The sequence below is a fragment of the Fictibacillus barbaricus genome, from assembly GCF_031457135.1.
In the GTDB taxonomy this organism is placed as follows: Bacteria; Bacillota; Bacilli; order Bacillales; family Fictibacillaceae; genus Fictibacillus; species Fictibacillus barbaricus_A.
Genome location: NZ_JAVDWA010000004.1, coordinates 110,509 through 133,946 on the forward strand (window position 1 = coordinate 110,509; position 23,438 = coordinate 133,946).

The 23,438-nt window shown below is 38.1% G+C and carries 20 protein-coding genes and 1 other annotated feature; all 20 genes read right to left on the bottom strand.

Annotated elements, in window-relative coordinates; genetic code table 11:
• Positions 1–7: 7 nt before the first annotated feature.
• The 20 genes from J2X07_RS12960 to hemC all read right to left on the bottom strand — a co-directional run bounded on the left by J2X07_RS12960 (position 8) and on the right by hemC (position 23,432).
• A complete protein-coding gene (locus J2X07_RS12960; protein ID WP_310259268.1) occupies positions 8–859 on the bottom strand; it encodes a M50 family metallopeptidase in 852 nt (283 codons plus the stop codon).
• Positions 852–1,577 (bottom strand): M23 family metallopeptidase, encoded by a 726-nt coding sequence (locus J2X07_RS12965; RefSeq protein WP_310259270.1) that lies wholly within the window; start codon positions 1,575–1,577, stop codon positions 852–854. The genes J2X07_RS12960 and J2X07_RS12965 overlap by 8 nt, the downstream gene beginning before the upstream one ends.
• A 137-nt stretch (positions 1,578–1,714) precedes the next feature.
• Entirely contained in the window at positions 1,715–2,509 is a 795-nt protein-coding gene (gene minD, locus J2X07_RS12970) for a septum site-determining protein MinD (RefSeq protein ID WP_310259273.1), read from the bottom strand.
• 15 nt (positions 2,510–2,524) lie between these two features.
• Positions 2,525–3,202: a septum site-determining protein MinC gene (gene minC, locus J2X07_RS12975; RefSeq protein WP_310259276.1), complete on the bottom strand. Its 678-nt coding sequence runs from the start codon at positions 3,200–3,202 to the stop codon at positions 2,525–2,527.
• Positions 3,203–3,265: 63 nt separating this feature from the next.
• Entirely contained in the window at positions 3,266–3,787 is a 522-nt protein-coding gene (gene mreD / locus J2X07_RS12980; RefSeq protein ID WP_310259280.1) for a rod shape-determining protein MreD, read from the bottom strand.
• Positions 3,784–4,656, bottom strand: coding sequence for a rod shape-determining protein MreC (gene mreC / locus J2X07_RS12985; RefSeq protein ID WP_310259282.1), 873 nt, complete (start codon positions 4,654–4,656; stop codon positions 3,784–3,786). Before mreC ends, mreD begins: the two co-directional genes overlap by 4 nt.
• A 19-nt stretch (positions 4,657–4,675) precedes the next feature.
• Positions 4,676–5,713: a rod shape-determining protein gene (locus J2X07_RS12990; RefSeq protein ID WP_310259285.1), complete on the bottom strand. Its 1,038-nt coding sequence runs from the start codon at positions 5,711–5,713 to the stop codon at positions 4,676–4,678.
• Between the two features lie 72 nt (positions 5,714–5,785).
• The gene (radC, locus tag J2X07_RS12995) at positions 5,786–6,457 is read right to left on the bottom strand and encodes a RadC family protein (RefSeq protein WP_310259832.1); all 672 of its coding nucleotides are present in this window, start codon (positions 6,455–6,457) and stop codon (positions 5,786–5,788) included.
• A 31-nt stretch (positions 6,458–6,488) separates the two neighbouring features.
• On the bottom strand, positions 6,489–7,082 hold the full coding sequence (locus J2X07_RS13000; RefSeq protein WP_310259288.1) for a Maf family protein: 594 nt from the start codon (positions 7,080–7,082) through the stop codon (positions 6,489–6,491).
• Between the two features lie 228 nt (positions 7,083–7,310).
• Positions 7,311–8,324, bottom strand: a complete 1,014-nt coding sequence (locus tag J2X07_RS13005) for a hypothetical protein (RefSeq protein WP_310259290.1) — start codon at positions 8,322–8,324, stop codon at positions 7,311–7,313.
• A gap of 336 nt (positions 8,325–8,660) precedes the next feature.
• Positions 8,661–10,367, bottom strand: a complete 1,707-nt coding sequence (locus J2X07_RS13010; RefSeq protein ID WP_310259293.1) for a sensor domain-containing diguanylate cyclase — start codon at positions 10,365–10,367, stop codon at positions 8,661–8,663.
• Between the two features lie 118 nt (positions 10,368–10,485).
• Positions 10,486–11,781 carry a bifunctional folylpolyglutamate synthase/dihydrofolate synthase gene (locus J2X07_RS13015; protein WP_310259296.1) on the bottom strand — a complete coding sequence of 432 codons (1,296 nt, stop codon included), beginning with the start codon at positions 11,779–11,781 and terminating at the stop codon, positions 10,486–10,488.
• 194 nt (positions 11,782–11,975) lie between these two features.
• Positions 11,976–14,624, bottom strand: coding sequence for a valine--tRNA ligase (locus J2X07_RS13020; RefSeq protein ID WP_310259299.1), 2,649 nt, complete (start codon positions 14,622–14,624; stop codon positions 11,976–11,978).
• Between the two features lie 349 nt (positions 14,625–14,973).
• Positions 14,974–15,199: a binding site (T-box leader), on the bottom strand.
• Positions 15,200–15,589: 390 nt separating this feature from the next.
• Positions 15,590–16,654 carry a spore coat protein YsxE gene (ysxE, locus tag J2X07_RS13025; RefSeq protein ID WP_310259301.1) on the bottom strand — a complete coding sequence of 355 codons (1,065 nt, stop codon included), beginning with the start codon at positions 16,652–16,654 and terminating at the stop codon, positions 15,590–15,592.
• Positions 16,651–17,559 carry a hypothetical protein gene (locus J2X07_RS13030; protein WP_310259304.1) on the bottom strand — a complete coding sequence of 303 codons (909 nt, stop codon included), beginning with the start codon at positions 17,557–17,559 and terminating at the stop codon, positions 16,651–16,653. The genes ysxE and J2X07_RS13030 overlap by 4 nt, the downstream gene beginning before the upstream one ends.
• A gap of 15 nt (positions 17,560–17,574) precedes the next feature.
• A complete protein-coding gene (locus J2X07_RS13035; protein ID WP_310259307.1) occupies positions 17,575–19,029 on the bottom strand; it encodes a LysM peptidoglycan-binding domain-containing protein in 1,455 nt (484 codons plus the stop codon).
• Positions 19,030–19,477: 448 nt separating this feature from the next.
• On the bottom strand, positions 19,478–20,764 hold the full coding sequence (gene hemL / locus J2X07_RS13040; protein ID WP_310259834.1) for a glutamate-1-semialdehyde 2,1-aminomutase: 1,287 nt from the start codon (positions 20,762–20,764) through the stop codon (positions 19,478–19,480).
• A gap of 13 nt (positions 20,765–20,777) precedes the next feature.
• On the bottom strand, positions 20,778–21,752 hold the full coding sequence (gene hemB / locus J2X07_RS13045) for a porphobilinogen synthase (protein WP_310259310.1): 975 nt from the start codon (positions 21,750–21,752) through the stop codon (positions 20,778–20,780).
• Position 21,753: 1 nt separating this feature from the next.
• The gene (locus tag J2X07_RS13050; RefSeq protein ID WP_310259313.1) at positions 21,754–22,503 is read right to left on the bottom strand and encodes a uroporphyrinogen-III synthase; all 750 of its coding nucleotides are present in this window, start codon (positions 22,501–22,503) and stop codon (positions 21,754–21,756) included.
• Positions 22,503–23,432, bottom strand: coding sequence for a hydroxymethylbilane synthase (hemC, locus tag J2X07_RS13055; protein ID WP_310259316.1), 930 nt, complete (start codon positions 23,430–23,432; stop codon positions 22,503–22,505). The genes J2X07_RS13050 and hemC overlap by 1 nt, the downstream gene beginning before the upstream one ends.
• Between the last annotated feature and the right edge of the window lie 6 nt (positions 23,433–23,438).

Sequence of the window (23,438 nt, forward strand, 5' to 3'; positions counted from 1 at the left end):
GTACATTCTAACGAAAAACCTTGCCGATTGCACATTCTGTTGATGACATTTGAAAATATGCGTTCAACAAGTCTTTTTCTTGAATAACGACAGGACGCCTTTGTTTAACAATAATTTCATGTGTGAACTCTTTCATGAACAGATGAGTTACTTTAGAAATTGGAACGGAGGGAGAAACGAGTAACGTGCTTTTTCTTTTTTGTAGAGAGTGTTTATTTCTGCTCAATAAGAAACGCAAGAAAACATAATGCTGTCTTTTCCACTCTAAGAAATGGGCGACGATTAAAAATAAACAAATGACCCACAAATTTAAATGGTTTGGCTGTATAAAAAGCTGCCAGGCAGCCCCTATTAAAAAAAAACAGGCGGACCCCATTAAGAATTTTTTTTGTGCGTATTTAAAAGGCATGTATTTCGTGCATATCGCAAAAACTAACTTCCCTCCATCCAATGGCCAAATAGGCAAAAGGTTAAATAAAAATAACGTCCAGTTTAATATAAAGAACCAATCAAAGGCTTCATCAGTTATCATATGAAATTGATAAAGAAGGAAGGAAATGCCGACAAGCCACACATGCTGCAAAGGTCCAAGAGCAGCCACCCATATTTCTTCTTTGAATGGCCTTGTTCCGTGCTCCTCTACAACAGCAGCTCCTCCAAATGGAAGCAAATCGATTCGGGAAATTCTCCATTTAAAAAGATGGGCACCGGCAAAATGTCCCATCTCATGAATAAGAACGACGAAGAACCAAATAATAATCTCCCTGAAGTGCCCCGTATATACTGCTCCCATAATGACGACCCAAAAGGCTGGATTAATCTTTATTTTCCGGAGAAATTCCATGAATAGGTTAATCAAATGGAACCACCTTGCTCGGATCTATAAAACTTTTGTCTTTTTTTAAGGCAAAATAAAATTTCCCTGCTTTTCCCCCTTCATAATCAGATACTTTCCCAAGCAATGTTCCGCTATCCACATAATTATAGAGTTTGATTGACTTATCGATTTCTTTTAAGTCTCCATACCATGATTCCTGTTCATCCGAGTGTTGAATGACAACCGTATAACCTAAGCCTTCTTTTTTACCGGCAAAAATAATATAGCCGTCCTTTGCGGTTTCAACCGCTTCGTCTTTCCCTGTTTTCACCCAGATTCCTTTTCCGTTTGCTTTAAACGTCTCATATACTTTTCCGTTAGCAGGAGAAGCGAATACTTCCCTGACCTCTTCTTTATCTGTTCCCTTTAATAATTTATCCTTTGGCAATAGTGCGAGCGGTTTTCCAAATTGCTTTTCATACCAATCTTTTGCAGCTGCAAAATGAAATTCATCTTCATAAACGTGGCGAATATAGCTTTGTGCCTTTGCAGTTTGTTCTCCGTTATTTTTGAAGATAATTCCTACAATTAAAAATAAAATAATAGAAAACATGACTTGCATAATGAGCGCATGACGGTTGAATAGAGGATGGGATTTTTCTGGCTGATCTCTGCTTACTAAAGGATTCTTTTCACTTCCATTTGGACTTTTCGATAAGTTGCCATATTTCTTTCGAATCTCATCAGCTCTATTTTTCATAACCGTTCCTCCATTTTTATCATATATGTACATCCTATGACTTGTCCGCTGAAGATATGATTGAAAATGAAAGTGACGAGATAGCTGGCTGAACGATCAAAAAATAAAAAAAGCAGTGGCAACAAACCACTGCTTTCTTACTTCATTCCTAATAAGGTTTTAATTTTGCCGAAAAATCCTTTTTCCTCTTCCAATGATAATAATGGAACGGATTCTCCTAAAATTCTTCTCGCAATGTTGCGATAAGCGATTGAAGCTTTTGAATCTGGCTGCATAGCAACCGGTTCACCTTTGTTTGCTGCTTTTATAACATTCTCATCATCTATAACCACACCTAAAAGCTCGATTGACAGTACGGAAACAATCTCATCAACCTCAAGCATATCACCGCTTTTAGCTAAATGATTGCGAAGTCTGTTCACGATTAGTTTAGGTGCTTCAACTTCCTCTTGCTCTAATAAACCAATGATACGATCGGCATCACGTACAGAAGAAATTTCCGGATTTGTTACGACGATTGCTTTATCAGCCCCAGCTACCGCATTTTTAAACCCTTGTTCGATTCCTGCTGGACAATCAATAATGACATAATCATAGTCTTGCTTTAATTCTTGAACAATTTTCTTAACTTGTTCTGGCTGAATAGAAGACTTGTCTTTTGTTTGAGCAGCAGGAAGCAGGTACAAACATTCAAAGCGCTTGTCCTTTATTAATGCTTGATTTAGCTTGCAGCGTTCTTCTGCAACATCAACTAAATCATAAATGATTCTGTTTTCAAGTCCCATAAGTACGTCTAGATTTCGCAAACCAATATCCGTATCTACTAGACATACTTTCTTACCAGAAAGAGCTAAGGCGGTGCCTAAATTAGCAGAAGTGGTCGTTTTACCGACTCCACCTTTCCCAGACGTTATGACAATTGCTTCTCCCATGCGTCATTCCCCTTTCTATACCAAACTGTTCAACTGAGGTTTAAGTCTATGAACAGCGCTGATTCGATCAATACGAATCTGTTCTTCTTCTGAAGATATGTATGCAAACTCCATCTCATTTCCAAAATCCGGATATGAGTCTGGAGCTCTGTTAATATGGTTAGCAATTCTTAGCTGTGACGGTTTCATTACTGATGCCGCTATAATCGTATCTTCGTTGCCACTACTCCCAGAATGAGCAATACCTTTTAAGATGCCAAGGACATAAATATTTCCAGTAGCCATCACGGTACCGCCAGGATTAACATCACCGATTAATAACAAATCACCTTTTATATCAAGCACTTGCCCAGATCTGACAATTTTTGAAACAGTTACAACTTGAGCGTCTTTTCTTAATTCCTCAGCTTCTGTTTTTGTGATGACATCAGATTCTATTCTTTCTATGATTAAGTTCTCTTTGTTTTTTAAAACTTCCCGTAATTTATGTTCTTGATCAGCTGTTATATATCGGTTTCCTGTTTTTACTTTTACAGAAATCACAGGTCCGTTAAGCAGCTGTCCACTATCAGCGGTTAATTTATCAAAGAGCTCCTCAATAATCTTTTCAAAGGAACATGTATCATCCAACAATAAGATGAGGCCGTCTTTTGTACCTTTTATTGTTACGTTGTGCTGCAGTTTTTGTGCCATTCCCATTGTTCACCTCAACGTACTAACATTCGACAGGCAGGTCTAATATCCTTTTTATAGAAGTTAGTTTTCTTTTATAGTTTCTTTAATGCGATTAAGATACTTTACATATGGATAATAAATCAGTATCGCAAACAAACCATTTAAGATGAGGGTAGGAAGCAATCTTTTATATAAGAAAAGATCGATGGACTGATTGCTGATTCCAATCAGACTATTTAAACCGTACACAAAAAATTCCAAAATGGATACTCCGATAATGGATAAAAATATAGTAACAATAAGGTTTCCAAATAGATATCTAGAGAAGACAGAAGTAATGTATGCTGTGGCAGCCATCGAAAATAAGTAGACACCTATAATATCAGTATAAAGAAGGTCAGTAAGCAAACCAAAACCTAGTCCGTAAAGAAGTCCATATGTTGTATTTAAATACATGGCAATAAACAAGATCATAACCATTGAAAAGCGCGGTATGATCTGCCAGTCCATACTAGCATCTTGGGGCAAGAAGGCTTGCACGAGTGAGCTTTCACTAATAAATGCTAAATAGATAAGAAAAGGAAGAAGGATTTTTTTCATCATTCTTCCTCCTTTTCTTTTAAACTCTCATCTACGCCTGGCATTTCTCTTTCAAGCACCATTACATGATCCAAATCATAAAGATTGGCAGATGGCTTTAAATAAGCTGTCTGTGTTAGTCCTACTTCATCGGGTTCTGTATCTATTACTTCTCCAATAAGTAAATTAGGAGGGAACACATCTCCTAGACCTGATGTAATAACCTTTTGTCCTTTTTTAATCTTCGCATCAACTTTAATTTTCTTAAACATCAATGCTTGACGCTTAGGATCATAACCCTCGATCGTACCGAAAATGTTTTGTTCGCCTTGAACGATAGCTGAAAAACGATTGGTACGATCATTGTCACTAATCAGCTGTACAGTTGATTGAAAAAGTGAAACATTCGTGATTTTCCCGATAAATCCTTGAGGAGATATCACTGCCATATTCGGCTTAATACCATCCTTTTCACCTTTGTTTATATAGATAAACTTATTCCACTGGTCTGGAGAACGGCCGATCACAGTTGCTTCGCGTACTTTATAGTCATTTAAATCTTCTTCTTTGTCTAACTGTGCTTTTAATGTATCATTCGTTTTTTTAACAGCCTCATACTGAACATATAGTTTTGCATATTCATCTAGCCTTGCTTTTAAAAGTTGATTCTCTTTATAAAGCTGTTTCATTTCTGATAAATTCTCAAAGAAACCCGCTATTGTATTAGCGGGTTTATAGAAAATCGTTTGTGCTAGACCTGCAGAATCTTTTAAAAATTGTTCAGGTAAGGTTAGGTTTTCTCTTTTTTTCATCGAAAAACCAATCAAAGCTACTAGAATAATAATACTTACCAGTAGAATGATAAGCCGTTTATTCGAAAAAAAATGTGGCATGAAAATTACACCTACTTACTTACTTGGATTTAGATCTAGAAGTAATACCAGCTTTTGATTTGAATAGGTGCAGGTTTTCAAGCGCACGGCCAGTTCCAACTGCTACACAATCCAACGCATTTTCCGCAACGATAACAGGCATCTTAGTTTCTTCACTGATGACTTTATCCAAGTTTCTTAATAAAGCCCCACCACCAGTAAGAACAATACCGCGATCCATAATATCAGCAGCTAGTTCTGGCGGAGTTTTCTCAAGAGTTACCTTAACAGCATCCATAATGCTGTTAACCGTATCACGCAGAGCACTGGAAACTTCTTCCGCGGTAATCGTAATTGTTTTTGGAAGACCTGTCAACAAATCTCTACCGCGAATATCCATGTCTTCGATTCCATCAGGTGTTCCTGCAGAGCCAATTTCTAATTTCAGAGTTTCAGCTGTACGCTCACCAATCATTAAATTGTAAGTCTTTTTAATATAAGCAATAATCGCATCGTCCATTTCGTCACCCGCAATACGGATTGACTGGCTTGTTACAATTCCGCCAAGAGAAATGATCGCGACTTCAGTAGTTCCTCCGCCAATATCGACAACCATACTTCCAGTTGGTTCCCAAACAGGCAGATCTGCACCGATTGCAGCTGCAAACGGCTCTTCAATCGTATAAGCTTCACGTGCTCCTGCTTGTTTTGTCGCATCCTCAACTGCACGTTTTTCAACTGCAGTAATTCCTGATGGAACACAAACCATTACGTAAGGCTTACGAGCAAATACAGAACGATTCTTCTGTGCTTGCTGAATAAAATATTTCATCATTGTTGCTGTTGTTTCAAAATCAGCAATAACTCCGTCTTTCATTGGTCTTACGGCAACAATATTACCAGGAGTACGACCAATCATATTTTTAGCAGCATTACCTACTGCTTCAATTGAACCTGTGTCAGTACGCAACGCAACAACGGAAGGTTCACGCACAACAACACCCTTGCCCTTCACGTAAACAAGTGTGTTTGCAGTTCCTAAATCAATTCCTAAATCTCTCGAAAATCCACCAAACATGTATGTAAACTCCTTTCATCAAGCAAAACTCATAAGTTTGATTATACGCTATAAAAGAATCAAAAGACAATGTTAAACATATCCTTTTTCCTTTAAACTTACGTATTTTTGATCACCAATAATAATATGGTCAAGCACTTCAATTCCAAGCATTTTTCCACACTCTACTAATCTCTTTGTCACTTCAATATCTTCCCTGCTTGGAGCCGGGTCTCCGCTCGGGTGGTTATGAAAACAAATAATCGATGCACTAGAACGTTTCAGGCTTTCCTTGAATACTTCTCTCGGATGAACAATTGAAGTATTCAGGCTTCCAATAAAAACTGTTTTTTTATGAAGCACCTGGTTTTTAGTGTTTAAATATAAACAGACAAAATGTTCTTGGTGCAAGAACCTCATCTCATCCATCAGGTACCTCGCACCATCTTCCGGCGATCTTATTGTGTATCTTTCTTCAAATTGCAAACGGCTTATGCGCTTGCCGATTTCAATAGCAGCAATTAATTCAACCGCTTTTGCAGGTCCAATCCCGCTGATTTCTTTAAGTTCCCCGATTGTCGCATCCTTTAATTGCCTTAACCCTTCAAAGTGCTGAATTATGTGATGTGATAATTGAATGGCTGACATTTGCTTTGTGCCCGTTCTTAACAGAATGGCTAATAATTCATAGTTGGAGAGAGAATCAGGACCATCTTGCAGCATCCTTTCTCTCGGTCTTTCCTGTACTGGATAGTCTTTAATCATAAGCGGTTTTGTTACCACTTACGTTCCTCCCTTATTTATCAGTCTTCGTGACTGACCCGGTGAAAGAAAATCCGAATTCCTGCAATACTCGTACTACTTTAGAAATCGGCAATCCTACAACATTAAAGTAATCTCCATCCAACTTTTCTACGAGCAAAGACCCTGAACCTTGAATGCCATAACTTCCCGCTTTATCAAACGGTTCATTTGTTCCGATATACCATGAGATGGTTTCCTCATCTAGCGTATAGAAAGTTACACTTGTTTTTACTGAAAATAACTGCTTTTTGTTTTCGTCCATAATACAAACACCTGTATAAACTTCATGTGTTTGCCCAGACAGCAAGTTTAGCATTTGAACTGCTTCTTCTCTATTCTTAGGTTTACCAAGGCGATTGTTTTGAAAAGACACAATCGTATCAGCACCCAGGATGACATGATCCGGGTGAGATTGGAAAACATCAGCCGCTTTTTGTTCAGCAAGTGATTCTACTAGCTGACTAGGAGAGAGAGTCAAATCCATTTTTTCTTCAAGTGTACTCGGATACGTTTCAAATGGAAGAAGCGTTAATGACAGAAGTTCAGATCTTCGAGGTGAAGAAGAGGCTAAAATGAGGTGTTTCATGTAATCACCTTTCAATTCGTTCGTTGAGTTTGTACGGATTCACAATAACAGACTTGTAAAAAATAGACAAACTGCGTCAAAAACTTACTTCTATTAGTTTTTCGCTATTATACTCATTTTTATGTGGGCAAATAAAAAGAAACATAGACTCATTTTGACAAATTTCCCGAAAATGCTTCAAATCCAAAAAGTGCAAAGAACGTATTTCTTCTCTGCACTTTCATTATCTTATTTCAGAGTAGTCAGCAGCTTTTGATAGGATTGAAAGCTGTCCATTGCTTTTTGCTGAAATGCCCAGCTTATTTCACCCTTCTTACTTTCTTTTATTGCTAAAAAAGCGCCTTCTAACTGTTTTTCATAATCAGAGGCTGCCTTTGCGGTATCTTTTTTCCAACGTTCTTTCTGGCTTTCCCCATGTTTTTTCCATTTATCAAATTCCTCTAAGGTTCGGTCCATCATCGATTGATTATTTTTGGGCAATTGAGAAAGTGTTAATACATTTTGAAGCAGGATGTTTCCGTTTGTAAAATAAGTAGCATCCACATCGACAGGAGATTTTAAATCATTGAAAGAAAAAGAGAGTGACTTATATAACGGTTTTTCTTCTATTTTCTTTTCATAATCTGCCTTAAACTCTTCTAATTGACTTTTTTTATTACCAATCCCGATCAAGACAGAATACTTGCCATCATCAAGTGGAAGAACACTTGCAGAAAAGCCTTTCTCTTCTATCGATTTAACTGCATCCTCAGCTGTTTTTGTTGAAGAAAACACCCCTGCTTGCAGTGCTGATAATTCTAGCTTTATTGCTGGCATTTTTGTCATTTTGTTTGTGGAATTAGCTTGTGCAGTCTCTTTTTGTACGGCTGCTGGTATTGTCTTACTAGTGCCTGCCTCTGTAACATCTGTAGAAAACACCATGAGCACAAGGATTCCTAATGCTGTTCCTGTAACGACTGCAGCCATTATCGCTGCCATTATTTGTTTTGAAAATGCCTTTCCGTTATTTTGAAATGTGAATCCTGTCTTCTTCCGTGCAATGAAGGAGATTTTTTTATTTTTAAAAAGGATTTCTTTTTTCTTTAAGGGTGCACTTAAAATTTTATAATCATCTATGCATGCTTCTTCTAACGCAGCAGCTACTTCTTCCTTTTCAAAATTTAGTATTGTTTTTTCGTCACTGCTATTTTGCTTATATGTTCTTTCCTTACCATTTATTAAAATTGATATCTCTTGTTTCATTACTATCCTCTCCTCTCTAGCATCTATTAAATTTTATGCTTTTCATTTTTTAATAGAACTAGAAAAAAAGATCTCTAGAAGAAAAGAGGAGCTTGATTTCCACTTCAGTATGTTCGCTTTCCTCGGAGCGTGCGGTGAGCCACCCTGGCGCGTTGCACATGCTGTGTCTCACCTGTCACGCTGATCCCGCAGGAGTCTCGCACCTTACATTCCAATCAACCTGTCATTGGAGTCAAATTACAAAAATACCCCAGAAGCAATAATCTTTAGGAAAGAGGCTTTGGAAAACAGCATAAAAAAGACCTCGATTTTTCAAAAAATCGAGGTCCTTCTTTTTTATCCTGTATAGGCCGCTACTTTATTTCGTCCTTGTTGTTTTGCACCAGTATACATAGCGCGGTCAGCATTTCTGATTAATGTCAACGGATCTTCTCCCTGATGAGGAGCCGTAGCAATTCCAATACTTGCAGTTATGTAAATATGATGTCTGAGTTTGTCGGTCAAGTCATTGTTAACCTCAAAGGCATTATCTGAAATAAAGAAACGAAGCTGTTCTGCTATGTCGTAACATTCAATTTCATCAGCTTCAGGCAGCAGTATAATAAATTCTTCACCGCCATACCTTGCAACAATTCCTTTATCACCCATAAATTCTTCCAGTCTTTTAGCAAGAAGAATAAGTACTTCATTCCCGCTTTGGTGACCATAAGAATCATTAACTGATTTGAAATGATCAATATCTAGCAATATCACTGAAAATGGCTTTTTAAAATATTCGCGGCGATCATACATACTTGTTAACAAATCTTCAAAAAAACGTGAATTATAAAGTCCTGTTAATGAACACTGTTCACTTTTCAATTTTGTAGATTCATAGTTTCTTGCATTATCAATCGCAACAGCCAAATAGTTTGCCAAGATCTCCAATATGATCAAGTGATGTTTTTGATAGGCACGCTTCTCTTTAGAAGCAAATGTAATAATCCCGACAATTCTTTGATTGCGTATCATTGGTACTGATACTACAGATTCAGCTTTTCCTTGAAAAAACAATTGAGAAATTTTCATCCATGCCTTCGCCTTATGATAGCAGATGCTTTTACCAGTTGACCAAACTCTGCCACTGATAGCTTCTTGTTTTTTAATTGGAACAGAAGTTAAAATTCCATCTTCACTTTCATATTTGCGAATAATTTCTAAATGTTCACCTGCATCTGCATCGTATATAAAAGCGAAATCAACTGGCATAAAGGCTATCAATTTCTCAATAAAAATATCCAGAATATCGTTCACTTTTAAATGTTCTGAAAGCTGCTGACCAATTTCACTTGCTTTCTGAAGTGAATCATTAATTTGTTTACTGGAATGATAGAGATTAATAATGATAGAAAGTGTAAGGAACGGGAGCCCCACATAGAAGATAGCTGGGCGGTCCATTTGGGAATATAATAAAAACAACATGAGTCCTACAGGTAACACGAGTGTTTCAGAAAGCAAATCCCACCATAAATCACGTCCTAAAAAAGAGCAATTATGTCCATAGACCTTTGTTCTAATATAGTAAAGAGTAATATGATTCAAACTGAAGTTGACGATAATAAATCCTATGATTGGTAATAAGTGAATGGATTCGTTTTGATGGTAAGGTCCTGTTTCTCCACCTAGAAAATAAAATACACATGCACTAATAATAGAAAGCCAAGCAAACATTAATATATTTAAAAAAACTCGATAATACTCTTTTATCCAATTTGTTTTCATTCCAATGAACGTTGCAATAACGGCTAGAAGTGTAACAACTAATTCGGCAACCAGTCCGTAGTATAGAAAAACAGCTAATGTAATACCCTGCATCAATGAAATTGTGGTGTCCAGAACTCTTAAAGGAAACAAGGAAACAATAAAAGCTAAAAAAGTAATTAAAGCAAGATCGACAAAATTTAAAGGCGTTTGATTAGCATCTAATTGAAATGCAGCCCAAAAGGCAAGCGGAAAAAACAAAATCCATGCCACTACTACGTATAATTTTTTTCTTGCTGTCATTTCCTCTTTGTCTCCTTTCTTTAAGAAGAGTTCATATCTTAATCGCAACTTTTATACTAGGACAAAACTATTATCTTTTTATTTTATCAAAAGTTCAAAAAATTACAATAAATGTTATTCAGATTTTTGAAAATGTTTTTCTAACTTCTGAAATAAAGTAGAGAGAACCTGTAATAACTAGAATATCTTCACCTTTTAATTGTTTCTTTGCTTCTGCAAGAGCTTCTTCCCAAGGTTCTATAGCTTTAGCATTTTGAAATGGACTTTCTGCTAAAAGCTGATTAGCAAAAGCCGCTCTCGGGAAATCAAACGTAGTGAAATAGACACCCTTTATTATATCTTTCAGTTCTTTCATCATCGTTTTGTATTCTTTGTCATGCAGGGCGGCAAATAGGAGATAGATGTTTTTACTTGGATAATGGTGCTCTAAAGTTTGTTTAAGAGCCTGTATACCTTGCAGATTGTGAGCACCGTCTAATATTATATCGGGTGAACTCGCTGCTTTTTCAAATCTTCCAGCCCAAAAAGCGCTTAAAATACCTTCTTTTATTTGACCGTGAGTGAAATGATAGATCTTTTCACTGTTTAAGTATTCGACTGCCGCTAAAGCGAGTGTCGCATTTTTTACTTGATGAAGACCTTTCATTGTAATTTCAAGCTCTAGATTGCTGCCCCTCATGCCTTGAAAAACAAACTTCTCACCATGCTCGGAACTTCCTAAGTGCATATATGAAAAATCGATTCCAGACAAGCTAGCCTCAGCACTCATCTCGTTTGCTTTTTTCTTTATTATATTTACAGCAGGTTCCTGATCGACTGTAGAAAAGACAGGAACATTCTCTTTAATTATGCCTGCTTTCTGAAAAGCGATCTCTTCAACTGTGTCACCTAAAATACCCATGTGATCAAAACCGATATTGGTGATAAGACTTACAATTGGTGTAATTACGTTCGTCGAATCAAAAAGACCTCCTAAACCAACTTCATAGATGATAATGTCCGGCTTCTTCTCTGCAAAATAGAGCAGGGATATTACAGTAATGACTTCAAATTCTGTTGGACTTCCTAATGAAGATTGAGAAACTTCTTCCACAAGCGGTTTTAAAAGTCTGGCAAAACGCAATAACTCATCTTCTTCAATCGGGTTTCCATCAATCGAGATCCTTTCATTAAATGAGATCAAGTATGGAGAGGTAAAAGTTCCTGCGCTATACCCGGCTGCGTTAAACATACTCCGTAAGTAAGCTACCGTTGATCCTTTTCCGTTTGTTCCTGCCACATGTATACATGTTATTTCCTTTTCCGGATGACCTGTTCTTTCTAAAAGCCATTCCACTCTTTTTAACCCTGGTTTAATGCCAAATTTTAATAAACTATGAATCCAAGTCAACGCTTCGTTATATGTGTTCAACATCTTCCCGCCTTTCCTTGTGTATAGGTGTTCCGCTTTAAAATTGTTCAATGAAGAACTTATAAAAAATAATTCTGCACCTACAATCTTCTAGAAGAGATCCTTTAATTAAAGCCATTAGAAAACAGCCTTGATGTAAAGCGTGCAAAAAGAAGCGAATCCTGCTAAAAAGGGATCCGCCTCCATATGATTTTATATTAGCTCTGAAGTTCTTTAATGCGTGCTAGAACGTTATCCATTTTTTCTTGGTAGTCATTTTCTTTTGCCCGTTCTTCAGCAATAACCTTTTCTGGTGCTTTTTTCATAAAGCCTTCATTGCTTAATTTTTTCTGTACACGTTCTACTTCTTTCCCATACTTTTCTGCTTCTTTTTCCAATCGCTTAATCTCTTCTTCAATATTTAATAAACCTTCAAGCGGAAGATACATTTCTAAACCAGTTAAAACAGTACTCATACTTTTTTCAGGAGCAGAAATATCATCAGAGATTACAAGTTCACTTGGGTTACAGAAACGGATTAAGTATTGACGATTTGTTTCTAACGCACTAAGAATTTCTTTATTTTTAGGCTTGATCTGCAGCTCAATCGGTTTACTTGGTGCTACGTTCATTTCAGCTCGGATATTACGAACAGATCGAATCACTTCGGTTACTAAAGCGAATTCTTTCGCTGCTGCCGGGAAATGCAGCTCCTCTTTTTTCACCGGCCATGATGCAATTGTGATCGATTGACCTTCATGAGGAAGGTGCTGCCAAATTTCCTCTGTAATAAACGGCATAAACGGATGAAGCAATCTTAAGGTTTGATCCAATACATATGCGAGTACAGAACGCGTCGTTTTCTTTGCTTCCTCATCTTCGCCGTACAAAGGAAGCTTCGCCATTTCTATATACCAGTCACATAGGTCATCCCAGATAAAGTTGTAAAGAAGGCGGCCTACTTCACCAAACTCATAAGCATCAATTAAACGGGTAATATCCTCAGCCGTTTCGTTCAGGCGGGTTAAAATCCATTGATCAGCCAGTGATTTTTTACTGTTTAAATCGATTTCTTCATATTTCATGCCATCCATGTTCATCAGTGCAAATCGAGAAGCATTCCAAATTTTATTGGCGAAGTTCCAAGTAGATTCAACCTTTTCCCAGTAAAAACGAAGATCGTTTCCTGGTGAACTTCCAGTAGATAAGAAGAAGCGCAGTGCGTCTGCTCCGTATTTATCGATAACATCCATCGGATCAACACCATTGCCAAGAGACTTACTCATCTTCCGTCCTTCAGAATCCCGCACAAGTCCGTGGATCAATACATCGTTAAACGGCTTCTGGTCAGTAAACTCAAGTGATTGGAAGATCATTCTTGAAACCCAGAATGTAATAATATCGTACCCTGTTACTAGTACACTTCCAGGGAAGTATCGTTTTAAGTCTTCTGATTTTTCTTCAGGCCATCCCATTGTAGAAAACGGCCAAAGAGCTGATGAGAACCAAGTGTCTAATACATCGATATCCTGTTCCCAATTTTCAGGGTCACTTGGTTCCGTCTTACCAACGTAAATTTCACCAGTTTCTTTATGATGCCAAGCCGGAATGCGATGTCCCCACCATAGCTGACGGGAAATACACCAGTCACGAATATTTTCGATCCAGCGCATATATGTGTTTTCAAATCGATCTGGTACAAAATTAACTTTATCTTCACCTTTTTGAAGTTTAATTGCTTCTTCCGCTAACGGTTTCATCTTAATAAACCACTGTGTAGAAAGATATGGTTCAACTACAGCACCGCTTCTTTCAGAGTGGCCAACAGAATGCATGTGCTCCTCTATCTTAAACAGTACGCCCTGCTCTTGAAGGTCTTTAACGATTTGTTTGCGGCATTCAAAACGGTCCATACCTTGATAGGCACCAGCATTTCCGTTCATCTTTCCGCCTTCATCCATAACGAGAATGCGTTCTAAGTTGTGTCTGTTTCCGATCTCAAAATCGTTAGGGTCGTGAGCAGGTGTAATTTTTACAGCACCTGAACCAAATTCCATATCAACATAATCATCACCAACGATTTCGATCTCGCGTCCAACGATTGGCAATATTGCTTTTTTACCGATTAGATGCTGATAGCGCTCATCTTTTGGATGAACAGCGATTGCAGTATCCCCAAGCATTGTTTCCGGACGGGTTGTCGCAACTTCAATCACACCTGACCCATCGGCAAGAGGATATTTCATATGATAGAAGGCACCTTGAACATCTTGATGGATAACCTCAATGTCAGAAAGAGCTGTTTTCGTTTGAGGATCCCAATTGATGATATACTCACCGCGGTAGATCAAACCTTTTTCATAAAGGGTTACAAACACCTCTTTTACAGCTTCAGATAGCCCTTCATCTAATGTAAAGCGTTCACGTGAGTAATCTAAGCCAAGACCGAGTTTTGACCACTGCTGACGAATAAAATCAGCGTACTCTTCTTTCCATTCCCATGATTTCTCCAGAAACTTTTCACGGCCAAGATCATAACGGGAAATCCCTTCTTCACGAAGCTTTCCTTCTACCTTTGCTTGAGTTGCGATACCTGCGTGATCCATTCCAGGAAGCCATAGAACATCATAGCCTTGCATTCTTTTTGTACGCGTTAAAATATCTTGAAGAGTCGTATCCCATGCATGGCCAAGATGCAGTTTCCCCGTTACGTTAGGTGGCGGGATAACAATCGTATACGGTTGCTTCTCTTTTTCCCCTTTCGCTTCAAAAAACTTTCCTTTTAGCCAAAAATCATATCGATTTTCTTCTGTTGCTTTTGGATCATATTTGGTCGGCATTGTTAATTCTTTTTGTTCGTTTGTCATTTCTTTCTCCTCCTTCAGTTATTCAAAAAGGCTGTTTTCGTAAACTTTGTTGCTTTTGAATGATGTTAATTTGCTCTGCAGTGGCTCGCTTTCCTCAGGGTGTGCGGTGAGCCAATTCGTCGCTTTGCGACATTGAATGGTCTCTCCTGTCCCACTCATCCTGTAGGACAAGGAAGGCTACGGCAGCGTATCATCGCACGAAGAAAATGTGATTTTCATTTTCGAGGAGTCTCGCCCTTCCGATCCAATTAACTTTTCAAAGAAGAACTGCATGAAAACCTCTTAATAGCAACAATCTTTTAGAAAAGAGCCTTTAGAATAGAGCTAAAAACAAAAAAACCCTCTCGTCTTAAAGGACGAAAGGGCTTTCCGCGGTACCACCTTAATTTACAAAAAACTCAAATAAGCTTTCTGTACACTTCATTTATAACGGATGGACCGTCTTCTTCTACTCATCGTTCAAAGAAGATGCTCAAGGGCGACTTCCAACCGATTTTCCTTAAGAAATCTTTCAGCAAATGATTTCTCTCTCTAAAAGGCATCGAAATTGTACTATTCCCTATCTACGCAACAATATGGATTCTGATTATATTTTATACAACATGTATATTTGTCGTCAATAGCATAACCGTTTCTTGTAAAAGTTATTCTATGCAAGTTAATTATACTTTGTGCAGCTCGTCTTTTCACGAACCCATTTTTTCCGCATAAACTAATAAAAATATTAAATGGGGGGGCTTCTTTTGTCACGTAGATACTTTCGGAAAGCCCGCTTTCCAGGTTGGTTTTTTACAATAAAAAATGCCATTTCTCAGCTCACTATACCTTTGATCATTTTTCAATCCATACGCACATTACTGTTTCCTTCTGGGATTGACTTTTTTATCCTTCTGGTTCTTATTGCCTTACATTTTTGTTTTGCTAATGAAATTTTATGATGAATAAGAAAGATCACATATAAGTTTCTATATGTGATCTTCGTCATTTATGTGAATTTTGGTTGGAGCATTTCCCATTTCCAAAGGCGGTGGAGGAGTTTGCATGATCAATTCGCAAAAGTCACGAATGTTTTTCATCGCTCTGATTCTTTTCTCCAGTCTGTGAACCAATTCGATTTGAGAAAGTTGGTTCCGTTTATGATAATAAAGATCGACGGCATTAAAAACCGGCTCAGGATAAGATAAATAACTAATGAATAATCCGCGTTCCTCGTTTAAAAGCGGAACATGCTTTTCATAAATATCCAATAATTGCTTTCCATGTTCCTTTGACCATTCACGCTGATGAACAGCTCTTCTGAAATAAACAGCTAAATCTCTAACCGGTGTATCAAGCACTGCTTTTTCAAAATTTAATAGGTGTCCTTCTCCAGTTGGATTAAAGATTAAGTGATTCCTCGAAACCTTTCCATGGCACAAAACACTTCGATATCTTTTTTCCCGCTGACAAGTATCATACCAATCTTTTAATCTTCTCTTTGCTTCTTCTGTCATCCTCATAATTTGATGAAAATGACTTAAATACGTTAATTCGAATGGTGACATATACGTCTTCTGCTCGGCTTCCTCAGTAAATCTCTCCATTTCAAATTGTCTGTTTTCCCATCTATTCATTAAGAATTGATAAGAATGCTCGACTACCTCATTAGAAAAGTCTTGTTCTTTTAGGGTTAATGCATGGATTCTTCCAATTTGGTCGAGAAGAATTTCCTCTTTCCCTTTTTCGTTCCGATCATCAGAAGCGAACCATGGCATTAAATAATACGTTTTGGATCCAAGCTGAACTGTATAATCTCCAAATTTAGTTGGATATAACGGTACTACTTGATGAAAACCGATTTCTGATAATCGTTGAATAACATGAGTAAACCAGTTTCGTTCGTCTTCGCTCATTTCAGCTTCTTTAAGTGCAAAAGTACCCCTTTTCGTTATGACCTTCATTACTCTCCCGTGCCGTTCCAGCTTCTCAGGAAACAGGTCATAATGAAAAAGGACGGGCCCGTAATTTAATGTCTCTCTTTCCGTTGTCATAGGGCCACCTTCCTTCTGTTATCTTCAAACCATTCCGTTACTGTTTTGAGTAATATTCGGTTATCTTCCCAAAGTCTTTCATACCTGTTCATTCCTTCAACCATTTTTTCTAAAGAACTGTTTTCTAACAAGTTAACGCAATCTTCCAGTTCCCAAGGCATCGTTATTTCCGCTAACAATAGCAAACCTTGCTTTTCACTTAACGAAAACAAGGAATGGATCTCATCCAGCAGCATTTTCAAAGATAATGGAGATGTTTGCAAAAGCCATTCTAACAAGAATTTACGAATGGGTCCGTAACCTCTAACAGGTTTTGAATCACCACCTTCATAGAATAAGAAGTGAAATATCCTTTTTCCATTTATGATACTTATTTCTTTTTCTAAAACTGGCATTGGCGTTTGTGCTGCCTTATTCTGAAGTACTTCAGCAAACTGTATACGCTTCCTAGCTTCAACGATACTAACGTTTAAATTATGGAAATTTCCTTCGCCATAAAGCTTTAACTTCTCCAAGCAGTTTTCAAAATCCAAAACCGGTTTAGCCTCAACTGGAAAAGGAATTTCTTGTTTGACTGATGCATTTAACAGATGTCCGATAAACTGTCCCCATTTGCCAACTTCCTCACATCCAAAGGGTGTGTCTGCACAATCGTGAAGAGTAACCCAATGTCTGCCATCAAATACAGCATATCCTCCGTCTCGTGTACGGATCATGCGGTCTGGAACGGCGCTAGAGCCTTTAAAAGACTCATCACGCCATTTAAGGTGCCATTTTAATAATTGTTCATCAGACCAATAACGCAGACGTTTCTCTCCAAAATCAGTGAAAAGCACATGAGGTTCTTCTTTCCACCTTGCCCCAAATATTTCATACTCATTTTCCAGGAGGTTAATAATCCCCATAGTTGCCCCCCATTTTTAACGTGAACTGACAGGGATATAAATAATTTGTCCTTCACATAATTCCTCTTGTTGAATTTGATTCATACGCATGAGTGTATTTAAGGAAATATCATATCTCTCACAAATATGCTCAAGAGAATCGCCTCGCTGCAAAATGTACATTTTCATTCTTGAGAAATTATCATCTTTTCCAGACAGCATTTTTGTTAAATATAACGCATTTTCATTTTTAGGCTCTTCGTCTCGATTAGGTTCTGCTACTTGTTCATATTGTGCGGTTACATATTGTTCTGACTCAACTTCATATTGTTCTGCTTCTTCTTCATAAGCGTATTGAGATTGATAGGTTTCTTCAGCCTGGTGGTAGGAATGATCTTCATAAGCAGATTCTTCCTGATATTCCTGTTCACCATAGGAATGTGCATCGTCAGGTCTCTGAACATAATCTTGCGGATTATAGCCTGAATAAGAGTTCGTTTGTGGATGATAAACTTGATTGTACTCGGGCTCTTGAGCTTGCTGATTCGAATAAGTCTCATATCCGTTTGATTGATACGGGTAAGGATTTTGATAGGATGGATAAGATTGATCAGGCTGTTCATTTGAATGTTCATAATTTTCATAATGATCGTGCTGTAAACTTTCTTCATCTTGCGGCTGATCCACATGTTCTTCCTCGAAATCTATTGCTGTGTCTTCCTCTAAGTCCGCGTTTCTTGCATCCTCATTAGAAAAGGCTATCGATTTTAAAGTATCAAATGTGGCATCCATCGAATTGTCATCAATTGCTTCATATTGCGGTTTGAATTCAAATGCCGTTTTCTTTTCAGCCCTTACTTCCATTAATTCTTTTTCGAAACTTGATTTCAACTCATTCTGATCTGAAGAATTCATAGGCGTCTTCCTCGCTTCAAATTGAAAAGGTGTAAAAATGTCTGCCTTTTCTTCTGGCTGCAAAGTCCTCATCTCTGCTTCTTCAGGCTGAAGAGGATTAGGATTAAACTCTTCATTGGACTGATTTTCTTGACGCTGTTTTTCATCTTTTATTCCATAAATACAAATAGAGGCAGAAAGCTCGATACACGTTGAATTGGGAAGCTCGTATTCAAAAGACTCCACTTCCACTTTTACCTGGCTAGAATCTTCTACTCGGTAAGATGGAATTGTAATGTCCACTGGGAAGCGATGTACGAGTTCAGTGACCCCGTCCCCTGATACATTTAGCTGTGTAAGCGAACGGTATGAAGCACCTTCTGAAAACGGTTGATCAGCTGTCTGATTATTTACATCCTTGTTTTCTGTACAATATTTCCCGCAAAGAATAAGAGCTCCCTTGATACAAACCTGATTGGCTTCTTCCGTTATACTAATCTCTGGATCTAGTGACATCGACAAAACTTCAGCTACTTCCTGTCCTTTCTTAAGCCAAACAGATTCCTCAATGGAGAAACGCAGCTTCGATTGACTCATGCCCTTCTCCTCCTTTCAAATGCATATAGTTATACAATATAGGTGTATGAGAGGAGAGGACGAAATATGTTTGAAAAGTAAAAGAAAACTAGGCTGAAGCATAGTCTTATCCATCAGCCTTGTCATTGGAGTCAACAAAATGCTCAAAAGCAATAATCTTTTAGAGAAATGCTGTTTTCTAAAAAAGAATGTTGCTATTGAGTGAATTTTTGTAATATTCTTCATAGAAAAGTTAATTGGAGCGGAATGGGTGAGACTCCTGCAGGATGAGTGGGACAGGTGAGACCACTCAATGTACGCAGTACAGAGGGGGCTCACCGCACACCCTGCGGAAAGCGAGCCCAAAGAGCGGAAATTAACCTCTTTCACAAACAAAGTAAACGAAGACAGCCTTTTGAAAAGAACTAAAAAAAGCGCACGCTCTAATAGCGTACGCCAAAACTCATCATTATTTTAATTGGGAAAATGCTTTTCTGAAGGCATTGACTGTTTTGTTAATATCCTCTTCAGTATGAGCTGTTGATAAAAACAATCCTTCAAACTGAGAAGGAGGAAGAGATACCCCTTCTAAAAGCATCGTCCGGAAACAAGCATTAAAATGTTCTAAGTTTGAAGATTTAGCTGTTTCATAATTAATAACATCCTGATCAGTAAAGAAGAACCCGATCATGCTGCCCGCACGGTTAATCGTATGTTTAATTCCATAGTGCTCTGCGGCTTCTTTAATTCCAGACGCTAATTGATCACCTAATTTTGTAAAATGTTCATAACTTTCTTTTGTCAATTGTAAGAGTGTAGCATATCCTGCTGCCATCGCCAAAGGATTTCCTGATAGTGTACCCGCTTGATAAATCGGTCCGCTTGGTGCGATTTGCTCCATTATTTCACGTTTACCGCCGTATGCTCCAACAGGCAGTCCGCCTCCGATTACTTTACCTAAACAAGTTATGTCAGGAGTTACTCCAAAATAACCTTGTGCACAATGATAATCTACACGGAAGCCTGTCATCACTTCGTCAAAGATTAATAATGAACCATATTGTGAAGTGATTTTTCGGATGCCTTCTAAAAAGCCTTTTTGTGGAGGAACCACTCCCATGTTTCCGGCAACAGGTTCAACGATTACACAAGCAATGTCCTCTCCAAACTCTTCAAATGCATATTGAAGGCTCACGAGGTCGTTATAGGGAACCGTAATTGTGTTTTGAGCAACACTCTCAGGAACACCTGGAGAATCAGGTAATCCCAATGTCGCAACGCCTGAACCTGCTTTAATTAATAATGAATCTCCGTGTCCATGGTAACAGCCTTCAAATTTAACGATCTTACTTCTTCCTGTATACCCTCTCGCTAAACGCAATGCGCTCATTGTTGCTTCTGTACCTGAATTCACCATACGTACGACTTCAATAGATGGTACACGGTCAATCACAAGCTTTGCAAGCTTTGTCTCCATTTCATTCGGAGCACCAAAGCTTGTACCTAGTTCTGCCGTTTCTTTTAGAGCACTTACCACTTGATCATCTGCATGTCCAAGAATTAATGGTCCCCAAGATAATACGTAGTCGATGTATTCATTCCCATCGATATCATAAATTTTAGAACCTTTTCCGCGTTCCATAAAAACAGGATCCATATTAACAGATTTAAAAGCCCGTACAGGACTGTTTACGCCCCCTGGCATATACTCCTTGGCTTCTTTAAAAGCGGCAACCGATTTATCAAAGCTTCTCATATGAACACCCTTTCTACTTTGTTTCATTAAGCCATCTTGCGGCATCTTTTGCGAAATAAGTAATAATTAAATCAGAACCTGCACGCTTCATTGATATTAATTTCTCAAGTACGATACCTTTTTCGTCTACCCAGCCGTTTTGTGCAGCTGCTTTAATCATGGAGTATTCTCCACTCACATTATAAGCTACTAAAGGCAGCGGGTATCTGTCTTTCAATTCTCTTAAAATATCCAAGTAAGCAAGGGCTGGTTTAACGATTAAGAAGTCTGCGCCTTCTGCGATGTCTGACTCAGCTTCTCTAATAGCTTCCAAACGATTTGCCGGATCCATCTGATACGTTTTGCGGTCACCAAATTGCGGAGTACTATGAGCTGCATCACGGAACGGTCCATAAAAGGATGAAGCATATTTCACTGCATAAGACATGATCGGAACATCATGATAGCCCGCTTCATCCAAACCTTGTCTGATTGCGGCAACGAATCCATCCATCATGTTAGATGGTGCGATAATATCAGCGCCTGCTTCTGCTTGTGATACAGCTGTTTTAGCTAAAAGTGCCAACGATTCATCATTGAGAACTTCTCCATTTTCAATCACACCGCAATGTCCATGATCTGTAAATTGGCAAAGACATGTATCGGCAATTACAGTCAATGAAGGTGCCACTTCCTTAATTTGCCGAATCGCTTTTTGAACGATACCATTGTGGTCGTACGCAGAGCTTCCACATTCATCTTTTTCATTTGGAACTCCAAAAACAATAATGGATTGAATGCCTAAGCTTTCAATTTCTTTTATTTCACCCTCAAGTAAATCAAGTGAATAATGATAAACACCAGGCATTGAAGGTACTTCTTTTTTTACATTTTCACCTTCAACAAAAAATAAAGGATAAATAAAATCTGATACATGCAAATGTGTTTCACGAACAAGTGAACGCATAGATTCTGTTTTTCTTAATCTGCGATGGCGCTGAAAGTTCATTTTAATTTCCTCCCTGAAAATAAGATGCTGCTGTTTTAACTAAGTCTTCTGCTGTATAGCGTTCAGGCATGAACACTTTATAAAACCCTAGTTCCAATGCAGCTTTTTTTGTAGTAGGGCCGATACAAAAAACAGGCTTATCTAAAATGTGATTTTTATCATTCAACGGGTGACTCATCATGAAAGTGACAGCGGAAGGACTGAGGAAAAAGAAACTGTCTGCTTCTTCAATAAGTGACCAATCCACGTCTTCATTTGACTTCGTTTCATATACGATTAATTCTTTGACCTCTGCCCATCCCATTAACTCATCCTTAATGTAAGAAGGAGCGAGGCTGCCTTTCGGAAATAATAGGCGATCTTCCTTTTTAACATGTTTCTTTAAAAGTTCGACCAATGTCATTGCATCAAATTTTGCCGGTACAATCACGTTAGATATTCCCCAATCATGAAGTGCCTCTCTTGTTTTCTCACCAACTGCAGCAACTTTCTGATCGATGATTGAAAAACCACTATTTCGCATTCCATTAAAAAAATAATCAACACCATTTTTACTTGTGAAAATAATCCAGTCACAATGGAGCAAATCGTCCGATATAGAAAGTGAATTAAAAGCATTCTCTATTTTGACAATAGGAAAGGATAGCGGTATTCCTCCTTCGCCCATAATCATTGAATGAAGCTGATCAGATTGTTCTTTAGGCCGGGTAACAAGTATTTTTTTACCTGCTAAAGCGCGCCTGTTTTCCATCAAGCATCAAGGTCCTTTTTAACATCATCAAGAATTTGTTTTGCTCCCTGCTCTTTTAATTCAGAAGCAAGTTCAACACCAACTTTGTAAGGATCTTGTCCTGATTTAGTTTGCTTTAAAACGGTTTTGCCTGTTGGATCTGCTACAAGTCCTGTTAATGTAATTTCATTATTCTCTAATACAGCAAAGGCAGCAATCGGTACTTGGCATCCTCCTTCGAGCGTGTTAAGAAAGGCACGCTCTGCTTCAACCGTTTGGAATGTATATTCATCATTCAAAGTCGCTAATAACTGTTTAACCTCTTCATCTTCACTTCGGCACTCAATCGCAAGTGAGCCTTGTCCGACTGCAGGCAGACAAAGATCTATGTCCAAAAACTCAGTAACCGTATCCTGAGACCAGCCCATTCTCTCTAACCCTGCTGCAGCTAGAATAATGGCATCAAATTCACCAGTCTTTAATTTTACTAACCTTGTATCAATATTACCACGAATCGATTTAATCGTTAGGTCAGGACGCTTATGTAAAAGCTGTGCTGCTCTTCTAAGAGAACTTGTACCAACTATAGCTCCAGCAGGCAGTTCGTTCAGTGAAGCATATTTTTCGGAAATAAAAGCATCTCTTGGATCTACACGTTTTGGTGTGCAGGAGATTTCAAGCCCTTTCGGAAGTGCAGCAGGCATATCTTTCATGCTGTGCACGGCGATATCAATCTCTTTGTTTAACATGGCTTGCTCGATTTCTTTTACAAATAATCCTTTTCCGCCTACTTTTGATAACGTAACATCCAGGATAACATCACCTTTGGTTACAATTTCTTTTACTTCAAAGTCAAACGGGAGCCCTGCTTTTTTCAGCTGATCAATTACCCAGTTTGTTTGAGTTAAAGCCAGTTTACTTCTTCTAGATCCTACAATTATTTTTCTCATTAATTT